General features: G+C 59.8%; 14 protein-coding genes. 10 read left to right on the plus strand and 4 right to left on the minus strand.

The window, feature by feature from the left end; all coding sequences use genetic code 11:
* Window positions 1–7: 7 nt before the first annotated feature.
* On the minus strand, window positions 8–898 hold the full coding sequence (locus tag AOA61_RS22085; protein ID WP_099602721.1) for a LysR family transcriptional regulator: 891 nt from the start codon (window positions 896–898) through the stop codon (window positions 8–10).
* A 99-nt stretch (window positions 899–997) separates the two neighbouring features.
* On the opposite strand from AOA61_RS22085, the gene AOA61_RS22090 reads away from it, so the two are divergent.
* The 5 genes from AOA61_RS22090 (at window position 998) to AOA61_RS22110 (ending at window position 6,316) form a co-directional block, all read left to right on the plus strand.
* A complete protein-coding gene (locus AOA61_RS22090) occupies window positions 998–1,765 on the plus strand; it encodes a sulfite exporter TauE/SafE family protein (protein WP_099602722.1) in 768 nt (255 codons plus the stop codon).
* Window positions 1,766–1,902: 137 nt separating this feature from the next.
* A complete protein-coding gene (locus tag AOA61_RS22095) occupies window positions 1,903–2,451 on the plus strand; it encodes a hypothetical protein (RefSeq protein WP_032890730.1) in 549 nt (182 codons plus the stop codon).
* A 104-nt stretch (window positions 2,452–2,555) separates the two neighbouring features.
* Complete coding sequence (guaB, locus tag AOA61_RS22100; RefSeq protein WP_003209646.1) at window positions 2,556–4,025, plus strand: IMP dehydrogenase; 1,470 nt, start codon at window positions 2,556–2,558, stop codon at window positions 4,023–4,025.
* Between the two features lie 80 nt (window positions 4,026–4,105).
* Window positions 4,106–5,683, plus strand: a complete 1,578-nt coding sequence (gene guaA, locus AOA61_RS22105; RefSeq protein WP_032890732.1) for a glutamine-hydrolyzing GMP synthase — start codon at window positions 4,106–4,108, stop codon at window positions 5,681–5,683.
* 225 nt (window positions 5,684–5,908) lie between these two features.
* On the plus strand, window positions 5,909–6,316 hold the full coding sequence (locus AOA61_RS22110; RefSeq protein ID WP_099602723.1) for a hypothetical protein: 408 nt from the start codon (window positions 5,909–5,911) through the stop codon (window positions 6,314–6,316).
* 28 nt (window positions 6,317–6,344) lie between these two features.
* Here the strand turns inward: AOA61_RS22110 and AOA61_RS22115 are convergent, their stop codons facing one another.
* Both AOA61_RS22115 and treR read right to left on the minus strand, forming a co-directional pair.
* A complete protein-coding gene (locus AOA61_RS22115) occupies window positions 6,345–7,115 on the minus strand; it encodes an APH(3')-II family aminoglycoside O-phosphotransferase (protein WP_206199174.1) in 771 nt (256 codons plus the stop codon).
* A 19-nt stretch (window positions 7,116–7,134) separates the two neighbouring features.
* Window positions 7,135–7,839, minus strand: coding sequence for a trehalose operon repressor (gene treR, locus AOA61_RS22120; protein ID WP_032890738.1), 705 nt, complete (start codon window positions 7,837–7,839; stop codon window positions 7,135–7,137).
* Between the two features lie 227 nt (window positions 7,840–8,066).
* On the opposite strand from treR, the gene treP reads away from it, so the two are divergent.
* The 5 genes from treP to AOA61_RS22145 all read left to right on the plus strand — a co-directional run bounded on the left by treP (window position 8,067) and on the right by AOA61_RS22145 (window position 15,422).
* A complete protein-coding gene (gene treP / locus AOA61_RS22125) occupies window positions 8,067–9,509 on the plus strand; it encodes a PTS system trehalose-specific EIIBC component (RefSeq protein ID WP_032890740.1) in 1,443 nt (480 codons plus the stop codon).
* A gap of 105 nt (window positions 9,510–9,614) precedes the next feature.
* On the plus strand, window positions 9,615–11,261 hold the full coding sequence (gene treC / locus AOA61_RS22130) for an alpha,alpha-phosphotrehalase (RefSeq protein ID WP_032890742.1): 1,647 nt from the start codon (window positions 9,615–9,617) through the stop codon (window positions 11,259–11,261).
* Window positions 11,262–11,333: 72 nt separating this feature from the next.
* Window positions 11,334–12,554 carry a carbohydrate porin gene (locus AOA61_RS22135; protein ID WP_099602725.1) on the plus strand — a complete coding sequence of 407 codons (1,221 nt, stop codon included), beginning with the start codon at window positions 11,334–11,336 and terminating at the stop codon, window positions 12,552–12,554.
* A 49-nt stretch (window positions 12,555–12,603) separates the two neighbouring features.
* A complete protein-coding gene (ptsP, locus tag AOA61_RS22140; RefSeq protein WP_099602726.1) occupies window positions 12,604–15,120 on the plus strand; it encodes a phosphoenolpyruvate--protein phosphotransferase in 2,517 nt (838 codons plus the stop codon).
* A gap of 2 nt (window positions 15,121–15,122) precedes the next feature.
* Complete coding sequence (locus AOA61_RS22145; protein WP_032890748.1) at window positions 15,123–15,422, plus strand: PTS transporter subunit EIIB; 300 nt, start codon at window positions 15,123–15,125, stop codon at window positions 15,420–15,422.
* A gap of 68 nt (window positions 15,423–15,490) precedes the next feature.
* Here AOA61_RS22145 and mltF read toward each other — a convergent pair whose 3' ends face one another.
* The gene (mltF, locus tag AOA61_RS22150; protein ID WP_032890750.1) at window positions 15,491–16,951 is read right to left on the minus strand and encodes a membrane-bound lytic murein transglycosylase MltF; all 1,461 of its coding nucleotides are present in this window, start codon (window positions 16,949–16,951) and stop codon (window positions 15,491–15,493) included.
* Window positions 16,952–17,068: the final 117 nt, after the last annotated feature.

A 17,068-nucleotide genomic window follows, 5' to 3' on the forward strand; every position in this document is an offset into this window, starting at 1 on the left:
CGGCAGTTTATAGGCATTCGTGCAAGGTTTGACAGAACTGCTCAACCAACCGGCTCGGCGTCGGTGGGCAGGCCAGGGCCACGGTGCTCAGGCAATCCGGATCGGCCAGCGGTAGAAAGTGCACATTGGCGGGAGCAATGTCCTGCATGGATTTTGGTAATAAGGCGATACCAAACCCGGCCTGGATCAACTGTAGCTGGGTGGTCTTTCGTGACATGACCCGCGCAGCCTTAGGGAAAAATCCGGCGCGCATGCAGAGCTCGGCCGCCAGATAACTCAGGCCGCCACGCTGTGGGTGGGGGATCGAGATAAACGCTTCATCTTTGAGCTGTTCCAGGTCGACGGGCTCGTTGCTACGTGCCAAACGGTGATTCGGCGGCACAGCAAGCAGCAATTGTTCGTTATATAAGGGCTCCACACGTACCCCTTCACGCTGGCGCAACACCGGCAACCGTAGCAGCCCGATATCCAGCCTACCGTCGGCGATTTGCTCCAGTTGCGCCTCGGATGACAGTTTGACGATGTCCATTGATACGCCGGGGCAACGCTCCAACCACATGTTGATGCCCTGCAACAAAACGCCGCTCATCGGCACGGTGCTCGAATGGCTCAGCCGCAGGGTGCCGAGCTGGCCGTTGCCGACCTGGGTCGCGGTTTCACTGGCCTTGAGTAGCTCGCTCAGCAAGTTGCGTGCCCTCGGGTAGAACGCTTCACCGGCGGCGGTCAGGCGTGGCTGACGCGCGGTGCGTTCGAACAATGGCGTTTGCAGCTGTTTTTCCAGCTCCTTGATCTGTCGGCTTAGAGCCGATTGCGCCACAAACAGACGTTCGGCGGCGGCGCTGAAGCTGCCGCTGTCGGCGATTTCAACGAAGTAGCGCAGTTGGCGAGTGGAAATCACGCGTCATGCCTTTTCGAGATGGGTGGAGGGCTTTGAAGATATTAGTCGCAACCCTCGCCGATGGCTAAAGTGATGGTTATCTCTTTCAAGGAAGACTCCATGAGCCCGCTTGAGCTGATGAACCAGTGGTCGTTTAGCGGTGTGGATTGGCTGGTGATCGGCCTGGGTGTCGTCGTGGCGTACATCGTGTTTGGTATTGCCGGCTTCGGGACGGCGCTGGTGGCGGGGCCTATCCTGATTCTGTTTATGCCGCTGTCGAAGATCATTCCGTTGCTGGTGCTGCTGGATTTTGTCGCGGCCTTTGGCGGCCTGCTGCAAACGCGGCGGGATGTGAACACGTCGGAATTGCTGCGGCTGCTGCCGTGTATGGCCATTGGTTGCACACTGGGCGTGGTGTTTTTGCTCAATCTGCATTCGGACTTGTTGCTGCTGTTGATGGGGCTGTTTATCAGCGCCTATGCCGTCTACACCTTGGCAGTAAAAGCCCGTCCCACGCAGCTCGGCAAAGGCTGGTCGATTCCCATGGGCACCGTCGGCGGCCTGTTTGGCGCGCTGTTCGGCAGTGGCGGCTTTTTATATGCGATCTATCTGAACAGCCGATTATCCAAGGACGCGGCGCGGGCGACTCAAAGTGCGCTGATCAGTTGCAGTACCGTGGTGCGCCTGAGCCTGTTCCTGATCGCCGGGGTGTATGCGGATGTGCCTTTGTTGCTGTTGGCGCTGTGCCTACTGCCAGCGATGGGCCTTGGGCTGTGGTTTGGGCGTAGGTTGACGATGCGTATGTCGCGTGAGGCGTTTGTGCGGTTAGTGACGTGGCTGGTGCTGGCCAGTGGCATTGCGTTGATTGGACGGTATCTGAGCACTTGACCGGATTTCTTCAGGGATTAAGCTGCCAGCCTCCCGGGCGTCATCGCGGGCAAGCCCGGCTCCCACAGTTGAGCGCATTCCAATATGGGAGCCGGGCTTGCTCGCGATGACGCCAGAAGCCACACCGCAGGACTCTCATGAACTCCCAAAGCATCCTTGTCCCGAAAATCTCCACCTTGCCCGTTCACGAACCCCGCGCGCGGGCGATCGTGCGTTGGCTGGTGCGCAAGAACATCATCAAGGAAGAACTCACCACTTGCGGGCGCACCGGCAACCGCATGGCCTACGCCCTGGCCGACGGAGCCCGCGCCGTGGTCCGGCACCCCGAAGCGCTGCCGTTCAACGAGCCGGTCAATGGCCTGGAGATCATCTACAAACGCTGCATCTACACCCCGGCCAAGGGCTTTCTCGAAGAAGCCGGCTGCCCGGAATGCCGCAAGGAAGTCGGCGAGGCGCTGTTTGAAAGCCTGGAAGACTGGATGCCCGGCCACACCGACAACTTCACCTGCCCGCTGTGTGGGCATGAAGATGACATCAATGGGTTTCTGTTCCTGCAGGAATGCGGGTTTTCCAACCTGGGATTCATCTTCAATAACTGGGCAGAGGCGGGGTTCAAGCAAAGCTTCATCGACGAATTCGCCGATTGGCTGGACCAAAAGATCAGTTGGGTTAAGGTCGAACTTTAATCCATCTATCAGTATTACCAAGTTTGTCAGAGTTTTACATTGAGCCCGACAGGGTGCATGTATATAATGGCGCGCTTCCATTTTCCCGCTCGGGAGCCCCCGCGATGCTGCGTATCAGCCAAGAAGCTCTGACATTCGACGACATTCTCCTAGTGCCCGGTTATTCCGAGGTGCTTCCTAACGAAGTCAGTCTCAAGACCCGCCTAACCCGTGGCATCGAGCTGAATATTCCCCTGGTTTCCGCTGCGATGGACACCGTTACCGAAGCCCGCCTGGCCATTGCCATGGCGCAGGAAGGCGGTATCGGGATCATCCACAAGAACATGACTATCGAGCAGCAAGCTGCCGAAGTGCGCAAGGTCAAGCGTTACGAAGCCGGTGTGGTGAAAGATCCAATCACCATCGAAGCCGACGCCACCGTGCGTGATCTGTTCGACCTCACTCGTCTGCACAACATCTCCGGTGTTCCTGTGCTGCACGATGGCGACCTGGTCGGCATCGTCACTTCCCGTGACGTGCGTTTCGAAAACCGTCTTGAAGTCACCGTCCGCGAAGTGATGACGCCTAAAGAGCGCCTCGTGACTGTCAAGGAAGGCGCCGACAAGAACGACGTGCGCGAACTGCTGCACAAGCACCGCATCGAGCGCGTGCTGATCGTCGACGACAAATTCGCCCTCAAAGGCATGATGACCGTCAACGACATCGAAAAAGCCAAGGCTTACCCGCTGGCCAGCAAGGATGACCAAGGTCGTCTGCGCGTGGGCGCTGCCGTCGGTACCGGCAAAGACACCGGTGACCGCGTTGCAGCCCTGGTAGCCGCGGGTGTGGACGTGGTGGTGGTCGATACCGCTCACGGTCACTCCAAAGGCGTGATCGACCGCGTACGTTGGGTCAAACAGAACTTCCCTGACGTGCAGGTGATCGGCGGCAACATCGCCACCGGCGCAGCGGCCAAGGCCCTGGCCGAAGCCGGCGCTGACGCAGTCAAGGTCGGTATCGGCCCTGGCTCGATCTGCACCACGCGTATTGTCGCTGGTGTGGGCGTGCCGCAAATCAGCGCCATCGCCAACGTTGCCGCTGCCCTTGAAGGCACCGGCGTTCCGTTGATCGCTGACGGCGGCATCCGTTTCTCCGGTGACCTGTCCAAGGCCATCGTAGCCGGTGCCTCCTGCGTGATGATGGGCTCGATGTTCGCCGGTACCGAAGAAGCACCGGGTGAGATCGAACTGTTCCAGGGCCGTTCGTACAAGGCTTACCGTGGCATGGGTTCGCTGGGCGCCATGTCCCAGGCTCAAGGTTCGTCCGACCGTTACTTCCAGGACTCCTCGGCAGGCGCCGAGAAGCTCGTTCCGGAAGGCATCGAAGGCCGTGTTCCTTACAAAGGCACCCTGAGCGCCATCATCCATCAACTGATGGGCGGCCTGCGTTCTTCGATGGGCTACACCGGCAGCGCCGACATCGAAGAAATGCGCACCAAGCCAGAGTTCGTACGGATCACCGGCGCCGGCATGGCTGAATCCCATGTCCACGACGTGCAGATCACCAAGGAAGCGCCAAACTACCGCGTAGGTTGAGGCTTCCAGCAAAATGTTAAGTAACCGGGGCTGTTCTTCAGCCCCGAGTTGTTTCTGATTCATTAGACGAGACTGACTTCATGGCCCTCGACATTCACGCCCACCGCATCCTGATCCTCGACTTCGGTTCCCAGTACACCCAACTGATCGCCCGCCGCGTGCGTGAAATCGGCGTGTATTGCGAACTGCACCCGTTCGACATGGATGACGAAGCGATTCGCGAATTCGCACCGAAAGGCGTCATCCTCGCCGGTGGCCCCGAGTCCGTGCACGAAGCCAACAGCCCGCGCTGCCCTCAAGCCGTATTCGACCTGGGCGTGCCGGTCTTCGGTATCTGCTACGGCATGCAGACCATGGCCGAGCAACTGGGCGGCAAGGTTGAAGGTTCCGAGCTGCGTGAATTCGGTTATGCCCGTGTAGATGTGGTCGGCAAAAGCCGCCTGCTGGACGGCATCGAAGACCACGTTGACGCCGATGGCCTGTTCGGCCTCGACGTGTGGATGAGCCACGGTGACAAGGTCACCAAGATGCCGGAAGACTTCCACATCTTGGCCAGCACTCCAAGCTGCCCGATCGCCGGCATGTTCAGCGACGAGCGTCGTTACTACGGCGTTCAGTTCCACCCGGAAGTGACCCACACCAAGCAAGGCGGCCGCATCCTGTCGCGCTTCATCCTCGACATCTGCGAGTGTGAAGCCCTGTGGACCCCGTCGAAAATCGCTGAAGACGCCATCGCCAACGTGCGTGCCCAGGTCGGCACCGACAACGTGCTGCTCGGCCTGTCCGGCGGCGTTGACTCCTCCGTGGTTGCTGCGCTGCTGCACAAAGCCATCGGCGACCAACTGACCTGCGTGTTCGTCGACAACGGCCTGCTGCGCCTGCACGAAGGTGAGCAAGTGATGGCCATGTTCGCCGAGAACATGGGCGTCAAGGTGATCCGCGCCAACGCTGAAGACCAGTTCCTCAACAACCTGGCCGGCGAGTCCGACCCGGAGAAGAAGCGCAAGATCATCGGTCGTACCTTCATCGACGTATTCGATGCCCAGTCCAACAAACTGGACAACATCAAGTACCTCGCCCAAGGCACCATCTACCCTGACGTGATCGAGTCGGCCGGCGCCAAGAGCGGCAAGGCCCACGTGATCAAGTCCCACCACAACGTGGGTGGCCTGCCTGAGGAAATGAACCTCAAGCTGGTAGAACCACTGCGCGAATTGTTCAAGGACGAAGTCCGTCGTCTGGGCCTGGAACTGGGCCTGCCGTACGACATGGTCTACCGCCACCCATTCCCAGGCCCGGGCTTGGGCGTGCGTATCCTCGGTGAAGTGAAGAAGGAATACGCCGACCTGCTGCGTCGTGCCGACCACATCTTCATCGAAGAACTGCGCAAGGCCGACTGGTACCACAAGGTCAGTCAGGCGTTCGTAGTGTTCCAGCCGGTGAAATCGGTTGGCGTTGTCGGCGATGGCCGTCGTTACGCCTGGGTCGTTGCCCTGCGTGCCGTAGAAACCATCGACTTCATGACCGCCCGCTGGGCCCACCTGCCGTACGAACTGCTGGAGACTGTCAGCGGCCGTATCATCAATGAGATCGAAGGCATCTCGCGCGTTACTTATGACGTGTCGAGCAAGCCGCCAGCGACGATTGAGTGGGAATGATTGGGCGTCCGGCATTGTCCGGTACGATCTAGCAAGAAATACCCTGAAGCCCGCGTAATTGCGGGCTTTTGGTTTTTTGGTGCTGGCAAATTCTGGCCGCTTTGTGCATCGCTAAGACAGTTACTTCATCAACGATACTCAAGCTGTATCACAGTCTTCCAGTAGGGGGCTAAACCAGTAGATGCAGGGCATTTTCTGCTCCGCCAAATCAAGGATGGAACATTTATGAAAATACGGATCTGGCTCAAAAGCTTCGCGTTGCTAATGCTGGTGGGCCTGGTGTTGAGTACAACGCTTCACCTCGCGCTTTACCTGCCGTTCATTGTGAAATACGTGGGGGTGGGTAGTTCACTCGGCCAGAAGATGCTGATATTCACTGCCATGGACATCCTTGCTTACCTAGTCTGGGTCTTGCCGGCAGGGTTGTTGTTGATATTCAACTTACGAAAGTCCGCCTACGGTGTAATGCTCATCGTAATTCTGATCTCTCTGAAATTCCCAGAGGCTCTTGCGCTGGCGCAATTGCTGATGTGGCTGTGGGCTGTGTGTCTGGTGCTGAGGACTGTGTTGCTGGCGGTGTGGCTAAGCGGGTGCAAACTTCGCGACCTTTATAACTATCACCGTTCTAAATGATTGCGACCCCAGCAGGGCTTCAAGCGAGTTAGAAGAATTCATCCAGCAAGCAGTAAAACCTCATGCGCTGCTCATCAGGCTCAATACCGTAACGCTCGAAAAATGGCTTTACCCATTCCGGCCCAAGGTTACGCCCGATGCTGCGTGCCGCGAGCGCCAAGTCTTGGTATCGGTCGCTGATACCCAGGCGCCCGCAGTCGATGAACCCACTGAAACGGCCGCCTTGCGCCATGAAATTTGGCAGGCAGGCATCACCATGGGCCACTACCAGATCATGGGTGTTTGGCTGAGTCGACAAGAGTTCGGCCAGCACATCTTCCGCGCTGCGTCCGAGTCGTTCGTCGTCGAAGTCTGTCTCATCGACCAGCCCGGCACGAACGCGCTCCCGCGCGAGCCCGATGCGTTGCTGTAGAGGGTGATCGAAGGGGCATTGCGCGAGGGGTATCTGGTGCAAGGTACGCAGGGCCGTTGCCAGTATGTCGATGGTTTGCGCGGCAGACAGCGTATTGGCGCTGGCCAGGTCCTGTCCCGGAAGGGCGGTCATCAGCACCCAGTGGTGATGGTTTTCTGTCAGCTCAGCCAGCACGATGGGCGCCGGCAAATTAACCTGCTGGAGCCACCGAAGGCGCTCGACTTCATCCGCAAGCTCACCGAACGCTCCCTGGGGCTCGGCCTTCAGGAACAGGTCTGCACCACAGCCCTGGCTCAGGCGAAACACGTCAGCCCGCGATTCACCGATGGCCTGTTGCTCAATCAGCGCTTGCGGGAACTGTTCACGCCACGCGTTCGGAATATTCACTGTGCTTTCCGTTCTCGGCTCAGCGCCGCGCAATATCCGAAAAGTAAAACTTATCCAACGTATGCCGCGACTCGGTGTACTCGAACTGCCGCCCATCCTGCAAAAACGTCTGGTTGCTCACCACGATCACGTGGCTTTGGCCGTCGAGGTCTAGGTGTGTCTGGTCGTCTTTACTGCGGGGCAGGGCTTCGATGGTGCGTTGGGCGTAGCTGATCTGCAGCTGCAAGGTCTGCTCGATAAACGCGTAGATCGACTGCTCGGCAATTGCTTGGTCCAGGCCAGGGATCAGGTCGGCGACAAAGTGGTTGATGTCGAGAATCACCCGTTTACCACCGATGCGCCGCACGCGTTTGATGCGGGTGATCAGGCTGCCGGGTTCGGCTTCGATGTGTTGCTGCAATGAGCCTTCCAGCGGGAACTGCGTGAACTCGACCACTTCGGTGTGTACGTCATCGCCCAGGTCGGCGTGAGTTTCGTGGAAGCTGACGATGCCACCCAGTTGAAATTCGATCGGGTTGGGCGATAGGACGAAGGTGCCTTTGCCGTGGATTTTTTGCGCAAAGCCACGTTCCTGCAGCTGCTCGATGGCGCGACGCACGGTGCCACGGCTGGCCTGGTAGCTGTCCATCAATTCGGTTTCGGAAGGAAGGCGCGTACCGCGTTGCAGGCGTTCAGTGGTGATGCTGGCAAGCAGATCCGTATAGATCTGGTTGTATTTGCTCATGTGATGGCTGCTCTGTGCCCGGCTTTCTGTAGGTGAACGGTGCGTTCAAGGCAGGAACCTTAGTGGCAGCGGTGGGGTTTGTCCATTGGGCCTTGGAAAGCGGTAAGCCAATATTTTTAAACTCGTCTGTACGAGTTGTTGCTTTAACTCGTACAGACGAGTACTTTTGGCTTCGGCGTGCTGCCAATGACTGCCCTCAAATAAAAAAATCAAAGTGGAAACCAAGCATGAGCCACGACTATTCAACGATCGCCCGCGAGATTCTCGACAACCTCGGGGGGCGCGAAAACCTTGAGCAAGCTGCCCACTGCGTGACCCGCCTGCGCCTGGCGCTCAAGGACCCAAGCCTGGTCAATAACAGCGCGCTGAACCAGGTCGATCTGGTCAAAGGCTCGTTCTTCACCGGTGGTCTGTTCCAAGTGGTCATCGGCCCCGGCGAAGTGGAAAAGGTCTACGCCGCCCTGCGCGAACAGACCGGCCTCGCCGCTGCCACCATCGCCGACGTAAAGAAGAAGGGCGCCGACAAGACCAACGCCATGCAGCGTCTGGTGCGGGTGTTCTCCGATGTGTTCATGCCGATCCTGCCTGCGCTGATCATCGCCGGCCTGCTGATGGGTGTGAACAACCTGATGGGCGCCAAGGGCATGTTCATCGAGGGCAAGACGTTGCTGGAGGCGTATCCGAACCTGGATGGCCTCTGGAGCCTGATCAACCTGATGGCCAACACCTCGTTCGTGTTCCTGCCGGCGCTGGTGGGCTGGTCGGCGGCGAAGCGGTTTGGCGGCAGTGAAATCCTCGGCATCGTGCTCGGGCTGATGCTGGTGCACCCGGACCTGCTCAACGCCTGGAACTACGGGAAGGCGGTGGCGGGGCTCGACGGCCAGAGCCTGCCGTATTTCGATATTTTCGGCTGGTTCAAGATCGAAAAAGTCGGCTACCAAGGGCAGATCCTGCCGATCCTGATGGCGGCGTATGTGATGAGCGTCATCGAGAAATGGCTGCGTGCTCGCGTGCCCAATGCCATTCAACTGCTGGTCGTGCCGATCACCACCATCGTCGTTACTGGCGTGCTGGCGTTGGCGATCATCGGCCCGGTGACCCGTCACCTCGGCATCCTGATCACCGAAGGCGTGGTCACCCTGTTTGACCTGGCGCCCATGCTCGGCGGGGCGATTTTCGGCCTGCTGTATGCACCGTTGGTGATCACCGGCATGCACCACATGTTCCTCGCCGTGGACCTGCAACTGATTTCCACCCAAGGCGGCACCTTTATCTGGCCGATGATCGTGATGTCCAACCTGGCCCAGGGCAGCGCCGCGCTTGCGGTGTTCTACATGACCCGTAATGCGCGGGACAAAAGCATGGCCTCGACCTCGGCGATTTCCGCGTACTTCGGTATCACTGAGCCGGCGATGTTCGGGGTGAACCTGCGCTTCAAGTTTCCGTTCTATGCGGCATTGCTCGGCTCGGCGCTGGGCAGCATTTTCCTGTCGATGAACAAGGTGCAGGCGTCGGCCATCGGGGTGGGTGGCTTGCCTGGGTTTATTTCGATCGTGCCGAGCGCCATTCCGATGTTTGTGATTGGGATGGTGGTCGCGATGGTGGTGCCGTTTGTTCTGACCTGTGCGTTGAGCATGAAGATTGTTCGGCCGGGTTATCGCGTCGCCTGATCGACCGCTATCGGGGGCAAGCCCCCTCCCACATTTGACCGCGCTCCCCTGTGCCGGCGATAGGGCCCAAGAGGCCGGCACACAATTCAACTGAAGGAACCCAGCATGCAAACCTGGCAACACTCGGTGATCTACCAGATCTACCCCAAAAGCTTCCACAGCCACGCGGGTAACGCCACCGGTGACCTGCTGGGCATCGTGGACAAACTCGATTACCTCCAATGGCTGGGCGTGGATTGCCTGTGGATCACGCCGTTCCTGCGCTCGCCGCAACGGGACAACGGCTACGACATCAGCGACTACTACGCCATCGACCCCAGCTACGGGACCATGGCCGACTGCGACCTGCTCATCAGCGAAGCGGCCAAGCGCGGAATCAAGTTGATGCTCGACATCGTGGTCAACCACACCTCCATCGAGCACGAGTGGTTCCAACAAGCGCGCAGCAGCCTCGACAACCCGTACCGCGACTTCTACATCTGGCGTGACCAGCCGAACAACTGGGAATCCAAGTTCGGCGGCTCGGCCTGGGAATACGAAGCGCAGACCGGCCAGTACTTCCTGCACCTGTTTGACCACACCCAGGCCGACCTCAACTGGGACAACCCCAAGGTCCGTGCCGAAGTGTTCAAGCTGATGCGCTTCTGGCGCGACAAAGGCGTAGGCGGTTTCCGGCTGGACGTGATCAACCTGATCTCCAAACCTGCCGACTTCCCCGAAGACACCAGCGACGGCCGCCGCTTCTACACCGACGGCCCCAACGTGCACGAATACCTGCAAGAGATGCACCGCGAAGTCTTCGAAGGCCATGACCTGATCAACGTCGGCGAAATGTCGTCCACCAGCCTGGAACACTGCATTCGTTACTCTCGGCCTGAGTCGAAAGAACTGTCGATGACCTTCAACTTTCATCACCTGAAAGTGGATTACCCCAACCTGCAGAAGTGGGTAAAGGCCGACTTCGATTTCCTGCAACTCAAGCGGATCTTGTCTGACTGGCAACTGGGCATGCAGGCCGGTGGCGGTTGGAATGCATTGTTCTGGTGTAACCACGACCAGCCGCGAGTGGTCTCGCGCTTTGGGGATGACGGTGAACACCGCGTGGTCTCGGCGAAGATGCTCGCCACGGCGCTGCACTTCCTCCAGGGCACACCGTTCGTGTACCAGGGTGAAGAGTTGGGCATGACCAATCCGGGTTTCGACGCGATCGAACAGTACCGCGATGTGGAGACCCTCAACATCTATCGCCTCAAACGCGATGCCGGTGAATCCGAGGCGTCGAGCATGGCGGCGATCATGCAGAAGTCCCGCGATAACGGACGCACACCGATGCACTGGAACACGCAGGCCAACGCCGGTTTCAGCAGTGGCGAGCCGTGGATCGGCGTTGCGGCCAATGCGGCGCAGATCAACGTCGACAGCCAGCGTGATGACCCGGACTCGGTGCTGCATCACTACCGCGCGCTGATCGCCTTGCGTCGTCACGAACCGCTGATTCAAGAGGGCGTTTACTGCGAACTGCTGCAAGACCATCCCCAAGTCTGGGCTTACCTGCGCGAGGGCCACGGCGAACGCCTACTGGTGCTGAACAATTTCTACGGGCAGCCCTGTGACATCCAACTGCCCGAGAGCGTGATCAGTGCGGCGAGCGAGCAGCGTCTGTTGATCAGCAATTACCCCGACTGTCCGCGGCGTACGTCTTCGGTGGTGCTGCGCCCTTACGAATCCTTCGTGCTGCATCTCAAGGACTAAGACCCGTTGTAACCCCCGTATGGGAGTGCGGGGGCGCTGCAAAAAAACATAATAAAAATATCGGAGTGCTTCATGAAAACAACAATAAAGTTGGGCCTCGTTGCATCCTGCCTGAGCCTGCCTCTCGGCGCTCAAGCCCTCGAATTCGCCGGCTATTTGCGTAGTGGCGCGGGGACGTCAACCGGCAGTGGCCCGCAGCAATGTTTCCAACTTCCGGGCGCGCAATCCAAATATCGTTTGGGTAATGAATGCGAGCAATACGGCGAACTGGAACTGCGCCAGGACCTGCTGACGTTTGACGATGGCTCGGTGCTTAGCGTCGATGCCATGGCTTCCCTCTACAACAAGTACGACCGCGAGCTGAAATTCCAGGGCGAGAATAACGGCTCGGCGCGCATGCCGCAGATGTATGCGCAATGGACGAACCTGCCCGCCCTCAACGGCGGTTCGGTGTGGGCCGGTCGGCGTTACTACAAACGTAACGACATCCATATCTCCGATTTCTACTACTGGAACCAGAGCGCCACCGGCGGCGGCATCGAGGACGTGCTGATCGGCGACCTTAAATACAGCTACGCCATTTCGCGCAAGGACAACCTGTACCAGAAGGAATACGCCACCCGTCACGACTTCAACGTCGGGGGCTTCAAGACCAACCCCGGCGGGGAGCTGGAGCTGGGCTTGAGCTATATCGAGAAAGCCGGCGGTCGCGATACCAACAGCGGCTGGGCACTGACAGCGCAGCACGTGCAAAAACCTTTCCTCGGCGGCAAGAACAAATTCGCCCTGCAATACGGCGAAGGCCCCGGCACTGGCCTGGGCTACACCGGCAATACCTTCCTGGATAAAAGCAGCAAAAGTTATCGCGCCGTGGAGTTCTTCGACTGGCAAGTGACCCCGCGCTTTGGTGGGCAGATCGAGGCGGTGTACCAGAAGGATATTCGCCCCGGCAGCCAGGACCAGACCTGGATGTCCATCGGCGTGCGCCCGGCCTATGCCCTCAGCGAGCAATTCAAACTGGTCACCGAGCTGGGCCATGATCAAGTCGATGCCAGCGGCGGTACGCGCAAGTTGAGCAAATTCACCTTCGCCCCGACATGGTCGCCCAAAGGTCCGGATTTCTGGGCACGGCCCGAAGTGCGCTTGTACTACACCTATGCCACCTGGAACGAAGCTGCCAAGCGTGCGGCGAATGAACTGGCGGCTGGTTCGGCGTTATCCGACACCGGGTCCTACGGCACCGCGCGGCATGGATCGAACTTTGGTGTGCAGGTCGAGTATTGGTGGAAGTGATCCCTCTTCTGCCCAATGATTTTTACAGAACCAAACAGCAGGTGACGTCATGACCGCAACTCAACCCCTGGAATTGCTGGCGCCTTTATCCGGCGTGCTGCTGGCGCTGGATCAGGTGCCGGACCCGGTGTTCGCCAGCCGCATGATCGGCGACGGCCTGTGCATCGATCCCACCTCGCAGACCTTGTGCGCACCGTTGACCGGGGTGGTCAGCAATATTCAGAACACGGGGCACGCGGTGAGTATCACCGACGACAACGGCGTGCAGGTGCTGATGCATATCGGCCTGGATACCGTGAACCTGGCGGGCAAGGGCTTCACCCGATTGGTCGAAGAAGGCCAGCGGGTGGAGGCCGGCGAGCCGCTGATCGAATTTGACGCTGACTACGTGGCGCTCAATGCCCGCAGTTTGCTGACCCTGATGCTCGTGGTCAGCGGCGAACCGTTCACCCTGCTGGCAAACGGTGCTGTAGACATCGGCCAGCCGCTGTTGCAGGTATCCCCAGGCGAGCCGATTGAAGCTGCAAGCGAGGAGGAGGGTGATGCGCTGTTCTCCAAACCGCTGAGCCTGCCCAACGCCAATGGCCTGCACGCGCGCCCGGCGGCGGTATTTGCCCAGGCGGCGAAGGGGTTCAATGCGAGCATTTACCTGCACAAGCAAACCCAAAGCGCCAACGCGAAATCCCTGGTGGCGATCATGGCGCTGCAAACCGTGCAGGGCGATATCTTGCAGGTGAGTGCGGCGGGAGAAGAGGCTGAGGCGGCCATCAAGGCGTTGGTGGAATTGCTGGCGCAAGGGTGCGGCGAGCCGGTCGCGGCAACGGTGGCGGTGGTTGAGTCGGTGGTGTCTGCGACTGTGCTGCGAGGTGTTTGTGCATCGCCGGGTTCGGCGTGTGGTCATGTGGTGCAGGTGGCTGAGCCTGAACTGAACATCCCTGAAAAGGGCGCGGGCGAAGCGGTCGAGCGTGCCGCGCTGGCGCGTGCGCTGCGGGCTGCTACGGAAGCGCTGCAAACCTTGCAAGCTAAGGCGGTCGGCAGTGCCCAGGCGGAGATTTTCCGTGCTCATCAGGAATTGCTCGAAGACCCGACCCTGCTGGAACACGCCCACGGCCTGCTCGCCGCTGGCAAAAGCGCAGCATTTTCCTGGCACAGCGCCACGGCGGCCACGGTCAAGTTGTTCCAGGGGCTGGGCAATGCGCTGATCGCTGAGCGTGCAGCGGACCTGGCCGATGTGGGCCAGCGCGTACTCAAACTGATCCTGGAAATTGAGGACCGCGCCTGGGATCTGCCCGAGCGCGCCATCTTGATCGCCGAGCAACTGACCCCGTCACAAACCGCCAGCCTCGACACCGGCAAGGTGTTGGGGTTTGTCACGGTCGGCGGCGGTGCGACCAGCCATGTGGCGATCCTCGCCCGTGCTTTGGGTTTGCCAGCGATCTGTGGTGTGCCCTTGCAAGTACTGGCGCTGGCCAACGGCAAACACGTCCTGCTGGATGCCGATAAGGGCGAGCTGCACTTGGAGCCGAACCAAGCTGAGATCGAACAGCTGAAAGCCGCACGTCAACAACAGGCACAGCGACAGCAGCGCGACGTTGCACAGGCTGCGTTGCCCGCCATCACGCGCGACGGCCATCATGTTGAGGTCACGGCCAACGTCGCCTCATTGCAGGAGGTGGAGCAGTCACTGACTCTCGGCGGTGAAGGGGTCGGCTTGCTGCGTTCGGAGTTTCTGTACCTCGACCGCAACCGCGCGCCGAGCCCGGAGGAGCAGGCCAGCACCTACACGGCCATCGCCCGCGCCCTGGGCGCTGAGCGCAACCTGGTTGTGCGCACGTTGGACGTGGGCGGCGACAAACCGCTGACCTACGTGCCGATGGAGGCCGAGACCAACCCGTTCCTGGGCTTGCGCGGCATTCGCCTGTGCCTGGAGCGCCCGGAACTGTTGCGCGAACAGTTCCGCGCGATCCTCGCCAGCGCCGGTCTGGCGCGGCTGCATATCATGTTGCCGATGGTCAGCCTGCTGTCGGAACTGCACCTGGCCCGCAGGATTCTCGAAGAAGAAGCGCTGGCGCTGGGGGTGGGCGAGTTGCCGAAGCTGGGGATCATGATCGAAGTGCCCTCTGCGGCGTTGATGGCTGACGTGTTTGCGCCCCATGTGGATTTCTTCTCCATCGGCACCAACGACCTGACCCAATACACCCTGGCCATGGATCGCGACCACCCACGCCTGGCCAGCCAGGCGGACAGCTTTCACCCGGCGGTATTGCGCTTGATCGCCACCACCGTCAAGGCCGCCCATGCCCATGGCAAGTGGGTTGGCGTATGCGGCGCGTTGGCGTCCGAAGCGCTGGCGGTGCCGGTGCTGATCGGGCTGGGGGTGGATGAGTTATCGGTCAGCGTGCCGTTGATCCCGACCATCAAAGCCACCGTGCGCGAGCTGGACCTGGTCGACTGCCAGAGCATTGCCCGTCAGGTGCTGGGCCTGGAAGAGGCCGCCCAAGTGCGCGAGGCCTTGCGTGGCTTTCACGCGGCGACCGTCGAAACCTCATCTGTGCTGGAGAACTGAGCATGTTGGATAAATTGAAGCAGGCGTTCTGGAAAGCCCTGACCCCGGATTTGATTGCCGAAACGGTCGAGGCGCCGACGCAGAGTCTAGTGTCGGCCGACGTGCTGAATGCGTTGGGTGGCGCGGATAACCTCACGTCGCAACAGCGTGTGGCACTGACGCGGGTTAGGGTGCAATTGCAGGATGTGGGGCGGTTGGATGAGTCAGCGTTGAAAGCGGCGGGTGTGCCGGGTGTGATGGTGTTGGCGGGAGGTGTGGTGCACCTGATCACTGGCCTACAAGACGACGGTGATCGAATGTGAGCCGTTTGAATGGGGTGTAATTTACTTGCTTGTGGTGAGCGGGCTTGTCCCGCGCTGGTTGGTGGCGTTTAGAGCTTAGGGTTGTCTTCCGCAGGCTTGGTCTTGTCCACACCTGGCACATGCAGGTTGCCTTCGACCACCTGGTTGCCTTCCAGCTGCGGCTGGGTCACCCACGTCAGAATGTCGTAGTAGCGCCGGATGTTCGCCACAAAGTGCACCGGCTCACCGCCCCGGGCGTAGCCGTAGCGGGTCTTGCTGTACCACTGCTTCTGCGACAGGCGCGGCAGCATTTTCTTCACATCCAACCACTTGTTCGGGTTCAGGCCTTCTTTCTTCGCCAGGGTGCGCGCGTCGTCCAGATGGCCGGTGCCGACGTTATAGGCGGCGAGGGCAAACCAGGTGCGGTCCGGCTCGGCGATGCTGTCGTCCAACTCATCCTTGATTTTGGCCAGGTACTTGGCGCCGCCCATGATGCTCTGCTTGGGATCCAGGCGATTGGACACGCCCATGGCCTGTGCGGTGTTCTGTGTCAGCATCATCAGGCCGCGCACGCCGGTCTTGGAGGTGACCGCCGGTTGCCACAGTGATTCCTGGTAGCCGATGGCCGCTAACAGGCGCCAGTCGACCTTTTCTTCCTTGGCATAGGCCCGGAAGTGTTTCTCGTATTTGGGCAGGCGCTGCTGCAGATGCTGGGCGAAGGTGTAGGCGCCGACGTAACCGAGCACATCGACGTGCCCGTAATAGCGGTCTTTGAGACGTTGCAGGGTGCCGTTCTTTTCCACCTTGTCCAGGTAGCTGTTGATCTCGTTGAGCAGGCTGTTGTCTTCGCCGGCGGCCACGGCCCAGCTCTGGTTGCTGGCGTTGCCCAGGTCGAAGGCCACGCGTACGTTGGGGAAGTACACCTGGTTCATCGCGACTTCGTTGGAGTCCACCAGGGTCAGGTCGATTTGCCCCTCGTCCACCATGCGCAGCAGGTCGACCACCTCAACCGCGTCGGATTCTTCGTACTCGATTGCAGGGTTTTGCTTTTTCAGCTCGGCCAATTGCTCGGCGTGGGTACTGCCCTTGAGCACCATGATCTTCTTGCCCACTAGGTCCGCCGCGTTCGTCGGCCGTGACTGGCCGTTGCGGTAGATGACCTGCGGAGTGACTTCAAGGTAAGGATGGGAGAAACGCACCTGTTGCTGGCGCTGCTCGCTGCTGACCAGGCCGGCGGCGGCGAGCACCGGGCCATTGGTCTTGCCCAGTTGGCCGAACAGGTCGTCGAGGTTGTCGGCAGTCTCGATCTCCAGCTTCACGCCCAGGTCGTCGGCAAAGCGCTTGACCAGTTCATATTCGAAACCGGTTTCACCGTTGCGGTCCTGGAAATACGTGGCCGGGCTGTTCCGGGTAATGACCCGCAATACGCCATCCTCCTTGATTCGCTCAAGCGTGCTGGGTTTATCAACACAGGCGCTGAGCATCAGGAAGAGTCCGGTGGCGATGAGCCATTTGGCGCATCGCGGGCGCAAAGCAGTTGGTGAGAACATCTGCGCAGTATACGCAAACGGCCCACGGCGCCATATCTCGACAGCGGGGGACTTGTCTGCTAGCGCCGCCAAAACTGTGCTGCAGCCCGCAGAAACGTGGCTTGGCGGGCAAATGTG

Source organism: Pseudomonas sp. 2995-1 (genome assembly GCF_002742505.1).
In the GTDB taxonomy this organism is placed as follows: domain Bacteria; phylum Pseudomonadota; class Gammaproteobacteria; order Pseudomonadales; family Pseudomonadaceae; genus Aquipseudomonas; species Aquipseudomonas sivasensis.

Bases quoted from the DNA above. Each gene is read 5' to 3' on its own strand.
- AOA61_RS22090 (WP_099602722.1), top strand. From the start codon at position 998: ATGAGCCCGCTTGAGCTGATGAACCAGTGGTCGTTTAGCGGTGTGGAT.
- AOA61_RS22095 (WP_032890730.1), top strand. From the start codon at position 1,903: ATGAACTCCCAAAGCATCCTTGTCCCGAAAATCTCCACCTTGCCCGTT.
- guaB (WP_003209646.1), top strand. From the start codon at position 2,556: ATGCTGCGTATCAGCCAAGAAGCTCTGACATTCGACGACATTCTCCTA.
- guaA (WP_032890732.1), top strand. From the start codon at position 4,106: ATGGCCCTCGACATTCACGCCCACCGCATCCTGATCCTCGACTTCGGT.
- AOA61_RS22110 (WP_099602723.1), top strand. From the start codon at position 5,909: ATGAAAATACGGATCTGGCTCAAAAGCTTCGCGTTGCTAATGCTGGTG.
- treR (WP_032890738.1), bottom strand. From the start codon at position 7,839: ATGAGCAAATACAACCAGATCTATACGGATCTGCTTGCCAGCATCACC.
- treP (WP_032890740.1), top strand. From the start codon at position 8,067: ATGAGCCACGACTATTCAACGATCGCCCGCGAGATTCTCGACAACCTC.
- treC (WP_032890742.1), top strand. From the start codon at position 9,615: ATGCAAACCTGGCAACACTCGGTGATCTACCAGATCTACCCCAAAAGC.
- AOA61_RS22135 (WP_099602725.1), top strand. From the start codon at position 11,334: ATGAAAACAACAATAAAGTTGGGCCTCGTTGCATCCTGCCTGAGCCTG.
- ptsP (WP_099602726.1), top strand. From the start codon at position 12,604: ATGACCGCAACTCAACCCCTGGAATTGCTGGCGCCTTTATCCGGCGTG.
- AOA61_RS22145 (WP_032890748.1), top strand. From the start codon at position 15,123: ATGTTGGATAAATTGAAGCAGGCGTTCTGGAAAGCCCTGACCCCGGAT.
- mltF (WP_032890750.1), bottom strand. From the start codon at position 16,951: ATGTTCTCACCAACTGCTTTGCGCCCGCGATGCGCCAAATGGCTCATC.